This is a genomic window from Pseudomonas sp. MWU318 (assembly GCF_016756945.1).
GTDB classification, from domain to species: Bacteria; Pseudomonadota; Gammaproteobacteria; order Pseudomonadales; family Pseudomonadaceae; genus Aquipseudomonas; species Aquipseudomonas putida_A.
In genome coordinates, this window is the sequence record NZ_JAESJL010000006.1 from 313,407 (window position 1) to 334,117 (window position 20,711).

The following is a 20,711-nucleotide window of genomic DNA, read 5'->3' on the forward strand; positions in this document are numbered from 1 at the left end:
TGCGCTCGGGCAAAGCAGGCATAATGGCGACCTTTCGCCCACCACAGTGCTGCTGCCAGCCGGTCATCCCTTGAACGAACGTCCTTTGTCCACCGCTATACGCCCCTCGGCTTGTCCGGGGTTGCTGCGTATTGTCCAGGCGCTGGACGGCGGCATTTGCCGGATCAAACTCAATGGCGGCTCGATCACTGCCGATCAGGCCGACGCGGTGGCCGATGCCACCGAGCGTTTCGCCAGTGGGACGATCGAGGCGACCAACCGCGCCAACCTGCAGATTCGCGGTATTGGCGAGCAGTCCGCAGCGTTGATCGACAGCTTGCTGGCCGCCGGCCTGGGGCCGCAGACCGTTGCGGGCGACGATGTGCGCAACCTGATGCTCAGCCCGAGTGCCGGGATCGATCGGCAGTTGCTATTCGATACCCGGCCCCTGGCCGAACAGATTCTGGCAACCCTGCAAACGCATCCGCGCTTTCACGCGTTGAGTGCCAAGTTCGCTGTGCAGCTGGATGGCGGTGAGGCGTTGGCGATGCTCGAGCATCCGCATGATCTGTGGCTGTCGGCGTTCGAGCATGACGGTGAAATATTGTTGGCGTTCGGCCTGGCGGGCTGCCCGACTGATCATGCGGCCGGTGCCGTGACCGTGGAAAACGGCCATGCGCTGGTGATCGCGGTGCTGGAGTTGTTCCTTGAGCTGGCTCGCCCGGAGCAGACACGCATGCGCCATTTGCTCGATGAACTGCCGCCGCCGGCGTTTCTCGAACAATTGCGCCAACGCGTGGCGATCAAAGCCGCCATTGCCCGACAGCGCACGCCGCTGGCGGATGCGCTGCACATCGGTGTTCACCGGCAAAATACTGAAGACCTGGTGTATGTCGGTGCGGTGCCGACGCTCGGCCGTCTCGACCCGGCGATGCTTCGTGGCGTGGCCCGGCTGGCCCGTGAGTTCGGTGATGGCAGCCTGCGTTTTACCCCTTGGCAAAGTCTGTTGCTGCCGAACGTAAAGCCCGCTGACGCGGTGCAGGTCTTGCAAAAACTGGCGCAATTGCACTGGCTGACCGACATCAGCGAGCCGCTGTCCCGGCTGATTGCCTGCACCGGCTCCAGCGGCTGCGGCAAAGGCCTGGCCGATACCAAACACGACGCCCGGTTGCTGGCGACGCTGCTGCCACAGGCGCAGCAGGTGCACCTGTCCGGTTGCCCGCGCGCTTGCGCGGCGGCGCATCGCACACCGGCGACATTGCTGGCGACCAGTCCCGGTCATTACGACCTCTATTTTCGCGACGCAGCGCTGCCGGGTTTCGGCACGCTGCACGCACGCAACCTTACTATTGAAGCGGCCGCGATCCTGCTCGACGCCCGCTCACGGAGCCCCCTTGATGCTTGATTACATCCGCGACGGTCAGGAGATCTATCGCAACTCCTTCGCGATCATTCGCAGCGAGGCCAATCTGGCGCGCATCCCGGCCGATCTGGAAAAACTCGCGGTGCGGGTGATCCACGCCTGCGGCATGGTCGAGGCGGTCGATGGTCTGCAATTTTCCGAAGGTGCCGGCAAGGCCGGGCGCGATGCGCTGGCGGCCGGTGCGCCGATCCTGTGCGACGCGCGGATGGTCTCCGAAGGCGTGACCCGCGCCCGTCTGCCAGCCAACAACGAGGTGATCTGCACTTTGCGTGACGACAGCGTGCCGCAGCTGGCCCGTGAGCTGGGCAACACCCGCTCGGCGGCCGCGCTGGAACTGTGGCGTCCGCATCTGGAAGGCAGCGTAGTGGTGATCGGCAACGCGCCGACCGCGCTGTTCTATCTGCTGGAAATGCTCGACGCCGGGGCACCGAAACCGGCGCTGATCCTCGGCTTCCCGGTGGGTTTCGTCGGCGCCGCCGAATCGAAAGCGGCGCTGGCGGCTGACAGTCGCGGCGTACCGTTCGTGATCATGCAAGGCCGGCTCGGCGGCAGCGCGATGGCCGCCGCCGCAGTCAACGCTCTCGCCACGGAGATCGAATGATGCAGGCCAAGGGACGTCTGATCGGCCTCGGCGTGGGCCCCGGTGATCCGGAACTGATCACCGTCAAAGCCCTGCGTCTGCTGCGCGAGTCGCCAGTGGTGGCGTACTTTGTCGCCAAGGGCAAGAAGGGCAATGCGTTCGGCATTATCGAAGCGCACCTGCAGGACGCGCAGAATCTGCTGCCGCTGGTGTACCCGGTGACCACCGAAGTGCTGCCGGCGCCGCTGTCCTACGAGCAAGTGATCAGCGATTTCTACGATGAAGCCGCCGAGACTGTGGCCGCACATCTGGACGCCGGCCGCGATGTGGCGGTGATCTGTGAAGGCGATCCGTTCTTCTACGGCTCCTACATGTATCTGCATGACCGGTTGTCCACACGCTACGAAGCCGAAGTGGTGCCGGGCGTGTGCTCGATGCTCGGCGGCGCGTCGGTACTCGGCGCGCCGCTGGTGTATCGCAACCAGAGCCTGTCGGTGCTCTCCGGCGTGCTGCCGCATGAGGATCTGAAGCGCCGTCTGGCCGACGCCGATGCGGCGGTGATCATGAAACTGGGGCGCAACTTTCCCAAGGTCCGTGCGGTACTCGAAGAACTCGGTCTGGCCGAGCGGGCGCTGTACGTCGAACGCGCGACCATGGCCAATCAGAAGATCGTGCCGCTGGATCAGGTCGAGCCGATGTCCTCGCCGTACTTCTCGCTGATCATCGTCCCGGGCGAACGGTGGCAAGGTTGATGACGCAATCCACACCGGCCATTGTCATCCTCGGACAGGGCGCGCTCGCCACCGCACGGCGGATCCAGCAGTTGTATCCGACGGCGCTGATCCATGGCCTCGCCGGGCGCGTCGAAGGCGCCGACTGCAGTTATCAGGAATTCGGCGCGACCCTGCGTGAGCTGTACCAGCGAGACACGCCGATCATCGCACTGTGCGCGGCCGGCATTGTCATTCGCACCCTGGCGCCTTTGCTGCTGGAGAAGGGCGCTGAACCGGCGGTACTCGCCGTTGCTGAAGACGGCAGCGCCGTGGTGCCGCTGCTCGGCGGCCTCGGCGGGGTGAATGTCATGGCCCGGGAAATTGCCGCCGCATTGCAGGTCGCCGCAGCGATCACCACCAGTGGGGAACTGCGCTTTGGCACTTGCCTGCTCAACCCACCCAGCGGTTATGCGCTGGCTGATCTGGAGCTGGGCAAGCGTTTCGTTTCCGATCTGCTGGCCGGACACAGCGTGCGCATCGAAGGCGCCGCACCGTGGCTGGATCAGGCGCAGTTGCCGCAAGACCCGCAGGCGCAGCGCTCGATTCATGTTGGCAGTGCCGAACGTGTCGCAAGCGCCAATGAGCTGCTGATCTATCCGCGCAGCGCAGCGGTGGCGGTGGGCGCGCAGGTGGACGATTTGCCGCATGCCGTGCGCGCCGCATTGCAGCAGGCCGGGGTTGCGCAGCAGTCGCTGGCCTGTCTGCTGGCGGCTGATACTGAAATGGCCTCGGCCGAACTGCGTGAAGCCGCCCTCGAACTGGGTGTGCCACTGCGCTTTGTCGCGGCGCAAAAAGACCTCAATGAGTTGGCTCGTCAGGCACTGCCACAGGCCTCGATCAGCAGTGCCAACGGCTTGGCGATTGCCCTCGCCGATCAGCCGCTGGACGTCGCGCAGATCGGTCGTCAACGTGGGCGCCTGGCAGTGATCGGCCTTGGCCCCGGCGCTGCCGAATTGATGGTGCCTGCGGTCAAGGCGGAACTGGCGCGGGCCACCGATGTGCTCGGCTACGAAACCTATGTGCGCATGGCCGGCCCGTTTCGCGAAGATCAGGTGCAGCATTGCACCGACAATCGCGAAGAAATGCAGCGCGCCCGCCACGCCTTCCGGCTGGCGGCCGAGGGGCGTTCGGTCATCGTGGTCTCATCCGGCGACCCCGGCGTGTTCGCCATGGCCGCGGCGGTGCTCGAAGCGTTGCACGAGTCGACAGATCCGGCCTGGCACAGCGTCGAGCTGGAAATCCTCCCCGGGGTGTCCGCCTCGCTTGCCACGGCTGCGCAAGCGGGCGCGCCGCTGGGGCATGACTTCTGCGTGATGTCGCTGTCGGACAACCTCAAACCGTGGTCGATCATCGAGAAACGTCTGGATCTGGCGGCCGCGGCCGATCTGGCCCTGGCCTTCTACAATCCGATCTCCCGGGCGCGCCCGTGGCAATTGGGGCGTGCGCTGGAGATCGTCGCGCAACATCGCAGCGCGGCAACGCCAGTGGTGCTGGGGCGCGACATTGGTCGCCCGGGGCAAACCCTGCGCGTGACGACACTGGGGCAACTGACCCCGGATCAGGTGGACATGCGCACCATGGTGCTGGTTGGCTCTTCAACGACTTGCACCTTCCCGAAGGCTGAAGGTGGCGAGTGGGTCTACACACCTCGCTGGTACGGCGAAAAGCCGCAATCATGACCGCAGGCGAGGGGGCTTGCCCCCTCGCCATGCCGGACATTGCAGGTAGAGTGTTTCCGGATTTGCCGGTGTCATATTTTTCAGCGGGACGTGTGGGATCTGCTCTAGCTCCGAGTGGGATCTTTCTTGTTACTTATATTTTGTCGGATTTATCCTGAATCTTGGCAGGCAGTAATAAAAGTTCAGGCGCAATCGCACCGTGTATTCTTCAGTTGTGTTGATTTATATATCAGGCTGGCAGCAATGCTTTGTTGCTGTTACATGCTTTATCAGTTGTTTTCCAGAAGCCTGTTTTGACATGTATTGAAAGTTCTGAAGTTTGAGCGCTGATTCGCCAGCCGTTAGCTTGTTCGTCATCTGCACACATGATGTTGGTCAAGTAACGAAGGAGCTTTCATGCACGATCAAAGACTTCAAGACGTCAGTGGTTATGTCGGCTTTATCAGCCTGTTCAAACAGGCTGATCTTGAGCAGGCTCTGTTGGTATACCGTGACAGTGATGTTTATCAGTCAGTCTGGCGTTACTACTTTGCATGTATCGGTTTGCTCGATTCCCCGCGATTGATTGAGCCCCTGACATTGCTCAGGTATTCGCTGGAACAGCTGATTGGCGTACCCCGTGTGCGTCGTGACACCCATAGCCAGCCTGAACCGCCAAAGGACGCTTTATCGCGAATCTACAGCAGTGTTCAGGCATTCGAGATCCGTCTGCGAAATAGCGAGACTTACGCGAAGACCGCCGCAACACCGGTTGTAAAGAACCTGCACTTTGTCTGGCTGGGCGGTGGTCTGGGTGCGATCCAGCATGATTACCTCAATCTGTGGAAGCAAGTATTGAGCGGGCAGGGTTATAGCCTCCATCTCTGGTATGACAGTGACGCGTTACTGGCCTGTCAAACCAACAAGTTGATCGTCGAGGCCGCCAAGGCTGACGCCATGCAGCACGGCGGCAGCGAAAATATTACCGAGGCCAGGCTGGGTACGTTGTACGAAGAGCGGGTCATCGTCCTCAAGCAGCAAATGTTCCTGCACATCAATGCGGCGCTGGAGCGCGGGTTATCGGCGGATGAAGCGCGGGTCGACCTGTTGTCGCGTGCCTATGGCCAGGACGCGGCACAACTGGAAACTCTGATCGAGCAGAACCGGCGCAGTCTGCTGGCTCTGGCAGGTGGTGATTTGCAGTTGCGCGATCTGCGTGATCTCGACACGCCGCTGCGGTTGCAGGACATCTATGATCGCGAGACCCGGTTGCGCGGCAATCTGGCCGCCGCCTCGGATGTGGTGCGGGTCGAGGCCGTGTACGACGAGGGTGGTCGCTACGTCGATGTCGATAATCTGCCGCCACTGGTCCAAACCATGGGCGGGATTGATATCAGTACGTTCGGTGGCGATGCGCGCCTTGGTGTTCTGCAATTGCTGCTCGATCACAACCCGCAATGGATGCCGGGACGCCAGGCATTGCGTGACCGGTACACCGATTATGTGGGCCGAATTCCCGAGGAACACCGGGCCGCGCTGGAGGCTTTTGCCCGGCAGCAGCCGGCGCTGAACGAGGTGTTCCAGGCGCCGGCAGAGCTGCTTGTGCGGCCGCAGGACCTGCGTGCCGTTGCCGTGCAGAACACGTTGAGCAACTCGTTCCTGATGGCTCACGCGCAATCGCCGATGCTCAAAAGCGTGATCGAGCGGTTTCGGTTCAACTATGAGGCCATTGAACAGACGAGCCGTCTCGCCGCTGAGCGTGGCGTCGCACTGAGCGATTTTGACGGCATGACAGGGCTGGCGCGCGAAGTGCTCGAGCAGACATTTGGCCCTCTGGCCGAACTGTCGATGACCGAGGACGTGGCGGCGAACTTTCTGATGCTGGCCATCGCGGGCTACTTCAGTGACGGCATTCGTCCGCAGAGCGAAGGGACGATTTATCTGACCGGCCCGGCCGCGATGCGCGATGGCATGGCCGATTACGAACGGCACAACTTCGTCCCGCGCGAGGAGGAAACGTTGCGGGTGGAGGCGGCTATCGAGCCGCTGTGGATGGTCAACGACAAGACCGAGGAAGAGCTGGATCACTCCTGGAAAGACAACGCCAGTGATGCTGAGCAGTGGGTGCTCGACGAGCAGCAACGCTGGCGCGAAGGCCAATACAGCGCGCGCTACGGCGGCGATATAACGGCATTGCTGACTCAGCAGAGCGTGATGTTCGAGGAGGGCTGGCCGATCATCGAGGGCCGGCCGGTGCTGTTGACGGATGTCCTGCAACGGATGATCGACAGACTCGGTGAACCGTTCGTGGCCGCGATGCGCGAAGGACATAACGGCCCGCTGCGGTTCCCCGACGGGCCGGGGCTCGGCTTCGATGATCGCCAGGCCATCAAGGCTCAGCCTGCCAGCCTCAAGGCTCCGGCGTCGCTCAACGATGCCAGCGTTCACGGGCTGGCGCTGGATGAGCTGCTCAGTGGTATTGCGCAAGAGCCGCTGCGCCTGTTCCAGGCCAGCGCCTTGCAAAGGGTATTGCTGGGCCAGCTACTGGGCGTACGCTCACTGGATAACCAAAGCTTCAAACAGGTGGCTGCCGAGCTCGACAACCTCGCCAACAGCGTTGCCGAGGTAGGAGCATCGGTGCGTTATGCGGCCATTGAACGCCATCTGTATCAGCATCGGGCGCCGCAATTCATGGCCGGTCTCGCCAGCCATGTCGACCAGCCGATGGTCTCGTCGGACAGTGCGTTGACGTTGAAGCGAGCCGCGCTGTCGCAGGCGCACACGCTATTTCAATGGGGGCGTCAAGTTGCCCATATCCAGACCATCGCCACCCGCGAGCATCGTGAGCAAGTGATCCTGCGGCTGGGTCAGGTACTGGGGCAAATCGAGGCCAGTGACGTCAAACTGGTGCCGCAGGATCTGTTGCTCCAGGGGCCAGGGGATCCCGGTGGCCGTTGTTACCCGCTGGCGCTGATCATGAGCGCTGCTCTGGAGCACGGCGTGGCGGCGTCGCGACGCTTGCGCGAGCGTTTCTTCCTGGCCACAGCCGAGCCGCAGCAGCGCGATTCAATGGTGTTTCTGGAGGCGCTCGAGGAGTTGCGCGGCGTGCAGTTGCACGATATCGGCAAGCCGCTGGGGCGGGTCGATCTGCAGCAGCTCGGCACCACGCTGGAGGCGTTCGCCAGCTCGCGCACGCTGATGCTCAACTCGGATAACCACGCCATGCTGGTGGCGAAAATCTTCAATGGTGGGCACGCCACCTATCACTTCTATGATCCCAATTTCGGCGTGTTCGAGTTCAGCCAGCCTGACCAGTTTCAGCTGGCACTGACCGATCTTTTTCAGAAACAGGGCATGGCGAAATACTATGCGGCCTATGGCGACGACGCGCGCCCGACCTTTGATCTGATCGAACTGCAGGGGCAAAAGATAGCGGCGCTGGATCTGTCCGGCGGTTTGCGCGTCGGGCAATTGCTGGAATCCGACAATGTGCTGCCGGAGCATACACAGCGACCGATCCGTCGGCGCCTGAACAGTGCTCGCGGCCATTCGCTGGTCAGTAATCCGCACCTGGGGCGCAGCCTGCGCGATCTGGACAGTCATTGGTGGGGACAGCAGATTGCCCAGGCGACTGACGCTCTACAGCACTTGCATGCTGCGGCAAAACCGCTGGTGCCGTTGTTCGAAACCCTGGAGATGACGCCCGCCGGCGAGTACCGGATCAACCTGGTCGATCCCACGCAGGCCGAGCATGTGGTGCAGGTGGTGAGCACCGATCACCGTCTGCTGCGCATCAGAAATTATCTGTCGGAGCAGTTTTCGGCACTGGGCACCCGAGCCTCGCCACAGATGGCAGAGGCGGGTGCCGTACACACGCTCAATACCGGCTTCACCATCCAGGCACTGATGAACGTCCTGCGTGGTCGAGAGGGGGATGACCGTACCTTGACCACCGCCGTGCGCTTGCACGCTTACGTCAATTACGCGCAGCTGGTGCATGGCAATGTCACGGATGTCGCTGGCCTGATCAGTCTGGTAAAAACCGCGCTCAATGAAGAGAAGATCATCGCCCGCACCTGTGCGCCGGTGGTTGGCGAGGCGCTGGGACATGTCGCCAACGAAGGCGTGGGCGCGGTGCTGGGGCTGGCCAATGTCGGTTTCGACATCTATCAATTGGCGACGGCAGACAACGAGATCGAGCGCGCGCAATTCGGCACCCAACTGGCCTTCGACTCCGCCAGTCTGGCGTTGACCGCCGGTGGTCTGGGGGCCGTCACGGCGGGCGCGGCAACAGCGGCCGCCGTGCTCGGTGGAGCCGGGGTGATCCTGGGCGGACTGGCCGTGGGTGTGGCGGCCCTGGCCCAGGGCTTCGCCAGGATCGCTGAGCAGGCGCAGGAGGTTGGGCTGTTTTTCGATGAGCTGGAGTGGGCCTGTCGGGGTGTCGGTTATCGCTATGACGACGGGCTGGAGGCTTGGGTCGCTCACCCCTCGCTAGTCGTCCAGAGCCTGGACTTCAATCGCACGATGCTGGTGCTCGACAGTCCGAAGGTGTATCGGCTGCGCGACCATTTCGGGGTGCCGGACTTCAATCCGGATGATCAACAAGCGCTCGATCTGCGGCGTGAACTGGGTCTTCCCGGCTACATCCACTTCGATCCGCCGAGCACGCAACTGGTCGTCCTGCCGTGCACGCCGACCACGTTCTACGGTTACGAATACAAGGCGCTCCCTTTCTCGACGCTGCGTCACGACACCGGCTTCGATACCGCCCGCAAGCTGGAGAAGAAAGATGCGGCTGGCCAGTGGCGATTTCTGTTTTCGTTCTATTCCTTTCCCGTGCATTACATCATCAACCGTCTCGCCCCATCGTATCGACCAACCGTGATCGAGGTGCGGCTGGATGCCCACGAACGTGCGCTGGCGGTGCCAATGATGCCGCAGGTCTGGCACGACAAGGTGTCGTACCGCATCGAGGGTGCGGGCGGCGCCTGTTCACTGATCCTCAATCGCGGGGTCAATCTCCAGTTGCAGTCTCCCAGCCTGCAGCTGTGCCGCTGGAATCTGGTAGCCACCTGGGCTACCGAGAAGGATGTGCGGATCGACGTCGGCGGGGTTCTTTCGGTGGGTGGCGTGAAGGTGACGTTCAGCGGCAGAGGTCGGCATGAGGTCATGCTCCAGCTGACCGGACGGCAATCGTTCAAGGTCAACCGCAGTGCCGGACAACTGGACATTCTCGAGCAGAGCGCGCCAGCCGGGGAGAATGAGCAGTCGCTGCTCACGCATTACCAGACACTGGCCCGGGAGCATCGGCTGGTGCTGCCTTACACGCCAGTTCATCACTTTCCGATTCCTTTCGAGCCCGAGAGCCTGCCGCGTCACACCACGGCCTGGTACGACGCTGCCGAGGATCGTTTTCTGTACATCCGCAGTGAAGAGGTACTGGCGGCCGATGAAATGCTGCTGGCGGCGGTGGTCGACGATTCTGCGTTTTTCTATGAGGTGCGCAACTACGACATCTGGCAGGTTGATGCCGTCAGCGGTTTGCTCAAGTGCCGCTATCGTCTGCTTGTCATGGAGGGGCAGTGCAGCATTCGGCGTATTGAAGTCGATGCGCAGGGCGTGATTCATATCGAACAGCAATGGCTGGGTACCGATCGGCAAGTCACGCAATTCAACTATCTGATCCATGAGGGCCAACTGCAACTGGTGGCAGTTACCCGGGAGATTGACCGTGAGCTGGGCCAGCGAGTGTTCGCCAACCCGACCTTGACGGATTGGTCGGTGGCGCTTGGTCACTATTTCAGGTTATCGCCGGTACCCGAACGCGCAGGCGTCAGTACCGTCGACTGGCAACCGGCCGCCTACGTGTCGGTCTGCTGGGCGTTCGATCCGGGCAAACGTGACCTGGTCTGGATTCGCAGCCGTGACCTGTTGTGCATTCATCCGTTTGCCTTCGGGCATGACCGCGGCTGGGTCGATTCGATCAAACAGCTTGGTGATCTGCTGCTTCTGCCGGTCAACGATGAGCACGAGCTGTTTTTCATCTACGACCGGCTGGCGCAAAAACTGTGCAAGGTGCAACGCAGCGCGTCCGCTGGCAGCGAGCGCTGGCCGGCGCAGTGGACGCATCAATGGCTGCAGCCCGACGGGTTGAATGACGTGGTGCCGGTACAGGACGGGTATCTGGCCCTGACCGACGACGGTCTGTTCTTCAACCTGACCGCAGAGGGTGAAGTGCATCTGGGTGGCTTGAGTGAGCGCTGGCTCAGGGGGCGCGCACAGTGGTGGCAGGCACTCGAAACGCTGGCGGCGAAGTATCCGGTCAACAGTTTCGCCATTCTGGGTCTGCGCAACGCCGCCGGTGATCGCAGCCTGTGTGCCTGGTATGTGGATAACCGCTTGCTGCTGTGCGATCCGGGGCACGAACGGGAAATACGCCTGCTCGGGGTCACACCGGACAACCAGGCGGTCTGGCTGTTCGATGTCGCCAGCGGTGAGATCTGCACTCAGCTGCTCTTCGACAGTCGGCAGCTCGAACCAGCGTTTGGCAGCGGCGCCCAGTTACTGGCGAGCGACTTGCTGCCGGCACCGCAGGCCGAGTGGGACGACTGGCGGTTCAGCGCCGTGCGCAATGACGGCTCCGGTCTGTGCGGGACATCGGTCAACGGTGTGTCACTCAAGCTGCGATATCAGGAAGCTGAAAGGATCATTGGCGTCGATCATCACTGGGCCAGCACGCACGCGGAACATTTGCTGGAGTCTCTGCAGGCATTGCTGGAGACCGCCGAGCATGAGCCTTACATCATTGTGGAATCCAGCGCGGGCACCCTGCAATGGTACGACGTGGCGAATGCACAACTGATCCGGGTAGCGGGCCAGGACCTGCCGCACGATTGCGAGTTGCTCGGTACCCGCCATCGGCATGTGCTGTTGCACGAACTTCAGGCACACCGCGTACACGTCTACCCCGGTCAGCAGAGCATCGGCCCGTTCGAATACATGCGGCGTGACGCCGAGGTGTTGGTGGTCGAGGGCCAGAACAAGGTCGAAGACCTGTTGCCACTGATCGCTGATGACGTGAGCTGTCTGGTGTTGCGCCTGGGGCAGGGCGGTGTCACGTATCACCTGTCGAGGGCCTGCTGGTTGCGGCTGGACTCGGTGATTGTCGATTGCCGTCACCCGCTGGGCGAGGTCCCGGCGATTCCCGGCAAGCTGGTCTGGGCGCTGGACGCACCGCAAACACTGCAACTGTCGTTTGTCGACGAGCACTTGCTGATTGTCGACCCGGATCGCCAGCACAGCCTGATCCTGCGGGATGTGTGCTCGGCGGATCCGGCGATGCGCGGCGACGTCTTCCTCGGGTTCGAGGGCGGGCGTTCCTATCCGGTATCGAGCCTGGTGCAGAGGCTGCGGGAAATCGTCGAAGTCGATGATGCCGACGGCAGTGCAACACTGGCGCAGTTGCTGGGAGCGGTGCCGGCCTGACGAAAGTCTTCGTTGGGTTTTTTGAAGTTTGTTTTCTCTCTGTGTCGCGACGGTTCATGTCGTCGCGATGGGTTCGTTTGGCCAAAAAAAAGGAAATTGCATTGAGCACTATGGATGAAGTCACGATGGGCAGAGTGTTCGCCGATCTTATTGCGCGCACAGAACTTGAGTCCGTCAGCGGTAGTCTGGGGGAGGCTCCTTTGCGCTACTACGACGGGGCCGCTGCGGCCACCAGTCTTCCGGAGCAACTGATAGCGATCAGGTTGCTCAAGGACGCGATTGAATCACCACAGCTGGACGCCGCGGATGCTCAGGTCAATAAACTGCGCCTGAAACTGGGCGACTACGACCGCCGCCTGAGTGCGACTGTGAAGATGCTCTCCGCTGGCAAACCGATACCGCGCATCATGCATTTTGTCTGGGTCGGTGGCAGTGAGGTCGGGCCGAATCAGCGCGATTACATGAACATCTGGCGCAAAGTGCTGGCGTCGCAGGGATATGCATTCAATCTCTGGTATGACAGTGACGCGCTGCTGGCCTTTGAAATGAACCGGGTGATTCTCGACAGTGCCCGTGCGGACACAATGAAGGTATTAAAGGACGAAAAGGTAACCCCGACGGGACTGTCGAGAATGATCGAAGACCGCGCACGGGTACTCAAACAGCAGATGTTCGACTACCTGAATCAGCCACGCTGGGCCGGACGCGCAGACGAGGCGCGGATCGACCTGATGGTGCGCGGTTATGGCAAGGACCGTGCGACGCTCGAAGCCTTCCGCCAGAAATGTCTGGATTCACATCAGGCCATGGTGGGTGAGGACTTGCGCCTGCGCGATGTTCGCCAGGAGTTTGCCAGTCACTTTCTGGCGGACGTCTACCAGCGCGAAGTTGCCATGCGCGGCAACTTTGCCGCAGCCAGTGATGTGGTGCGGTTGCAGGCCGAATTTCTCGAGGGCGGACGTTACAGCGACATGGATTATTTGCCGCCGCTGATCGAGAGACCGGGCGGCGTGGACATCAGTGGTTTCAGCACAGACGCGAAGATCGGTGTCCTGCAGTTAATGCTCAACCATGACGATGCCTTGATGCCGGGGCGGGATCGGCAACGTTATGTCGACAGAACCGGGCATATTCCCGCCGAGCATCTCGAGGCACTGAGCGCATTTGCCCGGAGCAGGCCGGGTGTGGAGCAGATTTTCGCTTCGCCGCAGCCGACGTCTTTACCCCAGGATGCCATCGGGCGCGGCGCGGCCTGGGGCAATCCGTCGGCGAGTGAAATGAATGCCTATGTTGTGGCTCACCCTGGCAGCGGCATGGTCAATGCGAGCATGCACTTGATCCGGACGAACTATGACTGCCTGTATGAGGTTGAGCGCCGCATGAGCATCGCGGGCGTGACACCATCAGATGTGGCGGCAGTCCGGGGCATCGCTATTGAGGTCGTACTTGAAGCTCGAGCAAATGGGCGGCTGCCAAAATCCGCGGCCTATTCAGCAGAAAAACTCGTAGGCGCCATCACCGATTATTATCAGGACGGGATTCGTCCCGACGCCTTGGGCACCATCTACATGACCGGTCCCGGCGCACTTGAAAGCGGTGTAATCGACTATGCCGAAAGAGGTCTGCAGTATGAGCAACTGCCCACGCTTCGCAAATATCTGAAGCAGGTCGAGGGCTTCAACGTCTTTACCGAAGAGGAAATGATCTCCGGTTGGGCAGTCAAGGATACCCCCGAAGACTGGCTGGCAAAAGAACATGAGAAGTGGAATTCGGGCAAGGTCAAGTCGCGCTACGCCGGTAATCTGGCCGACTTGCTGAAAGAGCGGACCCTCACGTTCAAACTTGGCTGGCCGGTCATAGAAGGAAAATCAGTGTTGCTGACTTCGGTTCTGCAGCAACTGCTGGATGACCTGGGTGAGCCGTTTGTACGGGCCATGAATGACCGCTTGACCGGTGATGTGACGTTCAACGTCCCCATCCGCCTCGATTTTGATGCTCGACAGCAGGTGCTGAACCAGACAGTCGACAAAGCTCCAACGTCCATGGGGGCCGAGTCACTGGGTAATCTCAACGAGGCCTTGGCGCGCATCGCGGCGGGCAAGTTGCCGCTGGAGCAGTTGAGTCCACTGCATCGGGTGATGTTCGGCGGCCTGTTCAGTGCCGCAACACTGGATCAGGTCGGGTTCGCAGACGCCTGGGCAACCACCGTCGCCTTTGCCGAAGATACGCGAGACCGTGGCCTGGTCGCGCGCTACGAGGTGATCGAACAGACACTGCTCAATCGCGATCCTGCACCGGTCGAGGCACGAGTCAATGCATCGGAGCGTGAATCGCTCGGGCAGAACTCCAGGGTGTTGAAGGCGCAGGCATTTGCCGAACCGATCAGCGTACGGCAATGGCGCGAGTACGTGAGTCGGGTCGAAGTCGCCGCCATGAATGAGCGCCGGGCGTCGATCCTCTCTCGGGGCAAGGCGGTACGTGAGACCTTCGTCCAGGCAGGCGCCTACGCGGGCAGGCAATTGCCACAGGATTTGCTGCTGCGCGGTGCGGGGGATCCGGGTCGACGCTGCTATCCACTGGCGCTGGTGATGGCCGCCGCGCTGGAGAAAGGCGCTTCGGCCGAGCGCGCGCTGATCGGCAAACTGGCGATTGCCAATCTCACTCCCGACGCACCGCAAGCCCATGCCCTGCTCAAGGTGCTGGACGAGTTGCGTGGCGTACCCATGGCGCGATTTGGCGAGAAGAGACCGGCGGCGAACCTGGCCACTGTGATGCAGACGCTGGAAGCAAAAACCGCTGCCGGCAGCCTGTTGCTCAACACAGACAATCATTCGATGCTGGTGAGCAAGGTTGTAGCGCAAGGCGAGACATCCTATCGCTTCTACGATCCCAACTTCGGGCTGTACGCGTTCGCCCGGATCGAGGATCTGCAACAAGGCGTCCAGCGCTTCATGCAGGAGGAAGTGATTGCCCGGCTTTATGGTCTGGAACAGGGGGCTGCCAGCGTTTTCGAGGTCATCGAACTCGACGGCGCAAGCATTGCCGGTAAATCGTTGCCTTCGGAAATTAGCGTTGAGCATTTGCTCAGCAGTGATCCGCTGGGTGGCGGGCGTGCCGTCGAACCCTGGAGTCAGCATGCCGCCTTGCGCGCGCGTTCCCTGTCAGAGAACGCGCGTCTGGGACAGGCGCTGAGCAGTGTGGACAGCCACAAGTGGGCGCGGACGATCGAAAGCGCGACCCTGCGGTTACAGGACCAGCATCAACTGTCTCGTGACTTCGTTCCGGTGTTCGACTCCCTGAAGAGCACTGCGCAAGGGCGCAGCGAAATCACCATGGTCAGTGCCAGTGATCCGCAGCGCACACGCACAGTGCAGACCGATGACACGCGCCTGCAAGGGATCAAGTCTTACCTGAGCGATACGTTTGAAGCGTTGTCCGGCAGACGCGCGGGGGCGCCAGTGATCGATCCGACGGATGTCGGTGCGGTGCACACGCTCAATGCCGGATTTGCCATTCAAGCCCTGCTGCTCGGGTTGCAGAGCGCGGAGTCCGGGATGGGGTCGACCGCGTTGACGTCGGCAGTGCGCATCCACGGTTACCTGGCCTACGCGCAGATGGCTCACGGGCTGGTGGTCGACGCAGTACAGCTGCTGAATCTGGTGCGTCATGCCTTTACCGACGGACTGCGGGTGGCCAAAACCACCTCGTCGATTGTCAGTAATGCACTGGGCAACGTCTTGAACGAAGGTGTCGGAACCGTTTTGCAGCTGGCCAGCATCGGCTTCGACATTTATCTGTTGGTCAATGCACAAAACGATATCCAGCGTGCGGTCTATGCCACGCAGCTGGCCTTCGATTCAGCTGGGCTGGCGCTGGGTGTTGGCGCTTTGGGCGCCGGTGTTGCCGGTGCGGGCACGGCGGCGGCCTTCCTCGGCGGCGCCGGGGTGATTCTGGGCGGGCTGGCGGTGGGCATCGGCGCCCTGGTCGAGGGGTTCAGCGCCAGGGCAGAACGTGGAAGACGGATCGGCCGGTATCTGAATGATGTGCATTCGGCCTATCGACCGCAAAGCCATTCGGTGCAAGGCGATACCTACATTGCCAATCCTTGTGCGGTCTATACCGGGCTTGATTTGCGCAAAGGGCTCATTACCTTCGGCCACCACAAAATTTTCGCAGCGGACGATTACTCCGATCTGCATCCGCCGAAGATCGTTGGGGATCGCAGCAAGGCTTTCAGCCTTCGAGAGACTCTCGACCTTCGCGGTACGATTTCCCTCGATATGACTCCCGGTATTGAAAGCGTCGTGCTGCCGAGTTTGCCAGAGTGCTTCCTGGGCTACGAATACGGTGGTCTACCCTTTTCGACAACACTCAGGGAAAACCTGGAAACGGCTCTGGCGCTGGAGCACGACAGGGAAGGCAAGCGGCAATTCTGGTTCACTTTTTACCGGTTGCCGACCGAATACATCATCGAAAAAATGGTGCCCAACTACGCGGAAACCCGGGTCAGTGTTGCGATTGGCCCTGATCAGCGTTTTCTGCACGTCCCCCCATTGCCGCAGGAGGTGCACGGTTACCTTTGCTATGACATCGATGCCACTGGCGGGCACTGCTCGATCACCCTGGCCGAGGGCGTCAAGTCGTTGCGGCTGCAGGTTTCCTCCGATGATCCAATGACGTGGTCATTGCGTGCCCCATGGGTGAGTGCGGCGGCGGTGAAGCTGGAACAGGATACTTTTCAGTTGGGCTCGATGCGGGTGCAGGTGCCCGCCAGGAGTGTCGTGTACCTGCAACTTGCGGAGGGCTTCTATCAGGTTGGCTGGGCAACGGGAGCGCTGCTCTTTGCTGAACTCGACGCGCTCAACGATGCCGACGGCCCGGCCACACGCAAGCATTTGCGCGAACTCGCCCGCGCTCATCGTCTGGCCGATGGCCCGACGGTCATCCGCAACTATCACGATGCCCTGACTGGTGTTCGTACCACGGCCTGGTACGACCACACCGAAGACGCCATGCATCTGGTGCGCGGACTGGACCCACAGTATGCGGCGCAGATCTGCATCGGCCCGAAGATCGGCGAGGAGATGTTTTATTACTGCCCGGCGCAGGGAATCATCTGGCGTACGGATCTGGTCACAGGGCAGATCAAGCGCACTTACCGGGTGATGAAAATACATTCATCAAAAAACCCGTGCATTGTTTCGATTCAGGCGACGCCAGAGGGTTTGCTGCAAGTGGTCCAGCGCTTTGAAGACATGTGGAAAAGCTTCTACAAGCTGACTTACCTGCTCGGTGAAGACTACCTCGCCCTTACTGCGATCTCCGATATGAATTCAGACCATCCGTGGATCATTCGTGAAGGACGCGACAATGTTTCGGATTTCCTCCGACGGCACGACTACCCATACCATGAGGTACTTGATGACCAGAGAGTGGAATTCACACTGGGCGCAATGATTACGATCGACACCTTCGACGAGAATTTGCGCAAAGCCACCCGAGCCTGGGTGCGCAGTGAAGATGAGCGCGTCATTCGGCCTGTGCTGCGCAATACGGAAGGTACACCTGACTTTCTCGATTGGGTGCTGCTTGATCCGCTTCAATCAAACGGCGATACGGTGTTGTTTCATCATCTTGGCCATCGCCTTGTTTATCGACAGCATATCGGCGCAGCGGATCAGATGCCCGAGATGTTTGCACAAAGTGTCTTGCACCTTGAGGTGCAGCATGTGCACCGCCAGGGCGGACAATACGTCATCCTCACTGATGAAGGCATGCTGTTCCAGATGAATGACGACGGCCAGACTCGGCTGGTGGGACTCAATCACGCATGGCTGTCGGCCCGCCAGCAGCGCACTGGGCAAGGGTTCAAGTGGTGGGAAACGGTCGGGACCGACATTCAGAACGAGTCCGCCGATGGCGTGGAAGTCGGAGGTATCAGCGATGCAACGGGCAAGACATCGCTGTATGTCATCTATCTGGATCAGCAATTTCTGATTGCCGACACGGCGGGCAAAGCCATGCGCGTGTTGAGGCTGACGCCAGATAAAAAAGCGGCGTGGATGATGGACTGGGCAACCGGACGAATCTATCGTCAGCCCTTCATGGCGCCTGAAAGCCTGGTGGCGGCATTCGGTTCGGGGACACGTCTGCTGCAGGCGCACTTGCTGGCCCCGATGCAGCGAGTCATGCCGCGGGACACTTTTGCCTGGGCCGTGCCCAATGGAGCCGGCCTGCACGTCCGCCGGCATGACCACGTGCTGTTCGACCTGGCCGATGGCGAGCCACCGCGTATCGTCGGTGTGGAAGTCGAATTCTTCAATGGCCTGGCGTCTCGTCAGGCGCGGGAGCAAAAACTGGCGCGACTGCTTGCCGGTCAGCGTAGCGGTCCTTACCTCTTTACGGGCAGGAGCGATAATCTTTGCAGCTGGTATGACGTCGCAGCCGGCCGTCTGCTCAGTGTCTCGGTGTCAGGACGTGAATGGCCACAATATCTGGGCGTGGCGAACGATCAGACCCTGGTGCTGCATGACCCTGTAACGGGCCGACTGTTCAGCAATGCCAGTGAAGACATTGAACCCATCGATACATGGATGACTGTGGAAGCGGTCAGCCGGATTGCAGATACGCTGGTTATCGACGGTATTGGCTCATCGGGCAGGATTGTAGCGATTCCGGATGGCGTCGATACACTGGTACTCAAGTTTGCGAAATCTGCAGATTACCTTTCACTGGCCCGACAGACTTGGGATCGGCTTGATTGCCTGATTGTCGACGCCGAGGAAGCAGGCATTCATCTGGCGTTGGCACTGGAGCCGATGCAGCGATGGCTGGTCTCGATGTCCGACGGCCATTTGCTGCTGACGGATCCTGATTCGGGAAGCAGTATCATCTTGCGCAATGCCACGAGCCTTGATGCGGCACGGCAACAGCAGGTGACATTCGGGATTGCGTTACCTGACGAAATCTCGGTGACCGTTAGCCTGGAGGAGCTGATGAGTGCGATGGCCACGGAAACCCTGCTGGAACTCGGCGCGCTGATCGGGCTGTCCATCGACCAGTAAGCCATTGCGAGCTGGCAGATCAGACCGGGCTGCGGAGATTTTCCTCCGCAGCCCTTTTTCGTTCAGGACCCCAGATAGCCCTTGATCCCGGTAAAGATGATCTGCGCCGCCAGTGCGCAGACGAAAAGGCCCATCAGCCGGCTGACGATCTGCAGGCCCTGATCGCCGAGCACCCGTTCGATGTGATTGGACAGATACAGCACCACCCCTACGGTGAAACTGGCCAGAGTGATGCTCATGATCGCGGTCAGTTTGTCGTCCCAGTGCGGCTGGCTGACGCCCATCACCAGCAGGGCGCCAATGGTGCCCGGGCCGACGGTCAGCGGGATGGTCAGCGGGACGATCGTCACGTCCTGTTGCACGTTGTCACTCTGCACCACAGGCTTGCCTTGGGCCATGCCCAACGCCGAAATGAACAGCACGCTGCCGGCACCGATGCGAAATGCGTCCGCAGTGATCCCGAATACATCGAAAATCACCCTTCCGAACAGGTACAGCAAGACGCTGGAGACCAGGGTGGCAATCGCTACTTTCCAGGCCAGGCGCCGCTGTTCCTTGCGCGAGTAGCCACGGGTCAGGCTGATGAAGCAGGACAACACGAAGAACGGGCTGTAGAGCACCAGCATCTTCAGGTAAACGCTGAATAACACGTGGAGCATGGGGGAGAAGTCCGTGCCGGTGAAAGTTGAGCGAAGTCTATCAGGCAACGGGCGGTCTGTCGGACTCGATTGCTTGCCGTACGGCTTAGTTCAATTGTTCGCTTTTTACAGGTGTTTGCTTTAAAGGGTTTTTGATTTCCCGGTTGTAAGTTGCTGTTGTTGTTTATTAGTAACACTCATCAGCTTGTTGGGTGAAGGTTTTCTGCGTAAGTTTGCACTGCGGGCTCGGGAAGAGCTCAATTAAAAACAAACTAATGGAAGTGAATAATGCAAACTAATACCGTACTCAGTGTTGCCGATCGACTGGAGCGCTTGAACAATTATGATGTAAATTCCGATCAGGTTGTATTGGCCCCTCGCAGCTTTGCCGGTGTAACTGCTTTTGATGTCGAGCAGCCAGATCAGGCCGCGATCGTAGGTGAAGCTATTATTGCTTTCGTGTCGGGCATGTCTGAACAAAATCAGGCAGACGTTCGTAATACCTATCTTTTTGCGACCTTGGTGGCAAACCAGGAACACCCTTTGGAACGCGATGGCGAGAAGTGGTACAAAACCTTTCTGGAAGTCATGCAAGACTGTGGTTGGACCATTCTCAGGGGATATTACGACTCTACCAAAGCGTCCGGTAAAAGCTTCACGATGGACCAGCTTGCACTGACCATTCTCGGCTCCGCCGCAGCTGCAGCTGCCCTGCCGGGTCCGACTTCGGCGCTGATGCTGAAAGTGGCAACCGATGCGATATCTTCTCTGCAAAGCTCCGAGCAACCACTTCAGGTTTTCGACAGGAATGTCAAAAACAAGGCTAACGGTGGTTTCGCTGTTGGTTCGTGCCTTGAAACACCGGGTAAGGAAGTTATCCTGACAATGGGTGCTGTGCGCTTTATTAATCGGATTAATCAAACCAAAGTTCTGTTCGTTAACTGGGATAGCAGTTCGGTAGATCTGTATAAAGGTGAATCTCATATGACGATGGTTCCATTTATCATCGCCAAGACTCGCGATATCATTGCCGGAAAGTTGGGTGAGCGTGCAGTGACTAATGTAAGTAAGTGGGCTCTGAAGCTAAAGTAAGTCAGTGAATATCTGAAGT

8 protein-coding genes are annotated in these 20,711 nt (G+C 60.2%); 7 read left to right on the forward strand and 1 reads right to left on the reverse strand.

Features of this window, described 5'->3' with window-relative positions:
* Window positions 1-70: 70 nt before the first annotated feature.
* The 6 genes from cobG (at window position 71) to JN524_RS16690 (ending at window position 18,962) form a co-directional block, all read left to right on the forward strand.
* Window positions 71-1,384 (forward strand): precorrin-3B synthase, encoded by a 1,314-nt coding sequence (cobG, locus tag JN524_RS16665; protein ID WP_237403082.1) that lies wholly within the window; start codon window positions 71-73, stop codon window positions 1,382-1,384.
* Complete coding sequence (locus JN524_RS16670) at window positions 1,377-2,003, forward strand: precorrin-8X methylmutase (RefSeq protein ID WP_096794809.1); 627 nt, start codon at window positions 1,377-1,379, stop codon at window positions 2,001-2,003. The genes cobG and JN524_RS16670 overlap by 8 nt, the downstream gene beginning before the upstream one ends.
* A complete protein-coding gene (locus tag JN524_RS16675) occupies window positions 2,000-2,734 on the forward strand; it encodes a precorrin-2 C(20)-methyltransferase (RefSeq protein WP_007967900.1) in 735 nt (244 codons plus the stop codon). The genes JN524_RS16670 and JN524_RS16675 overlap by 4 nt, the downstream gene beginning before the upstream one ends.
* Window positions 2,734-4,434, forward strand: coding sequence for a precorrin-3B C(17)-methyltransferase (cobJ, locus tag JN524_RS16680; RefSeq protein WP_202370031.1), 1,701 nt, complete (start codon window positions 2,734-2,736; stop codon window positions 4,432-4,434). Before JN524_RS16675 ends, cobJ begins: the two co-directional genes overlap by 1 nt.
* Before the next feature lie 396 nt (window positions 4,435-4,830).
* Window positions 4,831-11,898, forward strand: a complete 7,068-nt coding sequence (locus JN524_RS16685) for a TcdA/TcdB pore-forming domain-containing protein (protein WP_202370032.1) — start codon at window positions 4,831-4,833, stop codon at window positions 11,896-11,898.
* Window positions 11,899-12,008: 110 nt separating this feature from the next.
* A complete protein-coding gene (locus JN524_RS16690; RefSeq protein ID WP_237403098.1) occupies window positions 12,009-18,962 on the forward strand; it encodes a TcdA/TcdB pore-forming domain-containing protein in 6,954 nt (2,317 codons plus the stop codon).
* Between the two features lie 62 nt (window positions 18,963-19,024).
* Here the strand turns inward: JN524_RS16690 and JN524_RS16695 are convergent, their stop codons facing one another.
* On the reverse strand, window positions 19,025-19,621 hold the full coding sequence (locus JN524_RS16695; RefSeq protein WP_047291049.1) for a MarC family protein: 597 nt from the start codon (window positions 19,619-19,621) through the stop codon (window positions 19,025-19,027).
* Between the two features lie 267 nt (window positions 19,622-19,888).
* On the opposite strand from JN524_RS16695, the gene JN524_RS16700 reads away from it, so the two are divergent.
* Entirely contained in the window at window positions 19,889-20,692 is an 804-nt protein-coding gene (locus tag JN524_RS16700; protein ID WP_202370034.1) for a hypothetical protein, read from the forward strand.
* Window positions 20,693-20,711 lie beyond the last annotated feature (19 nt).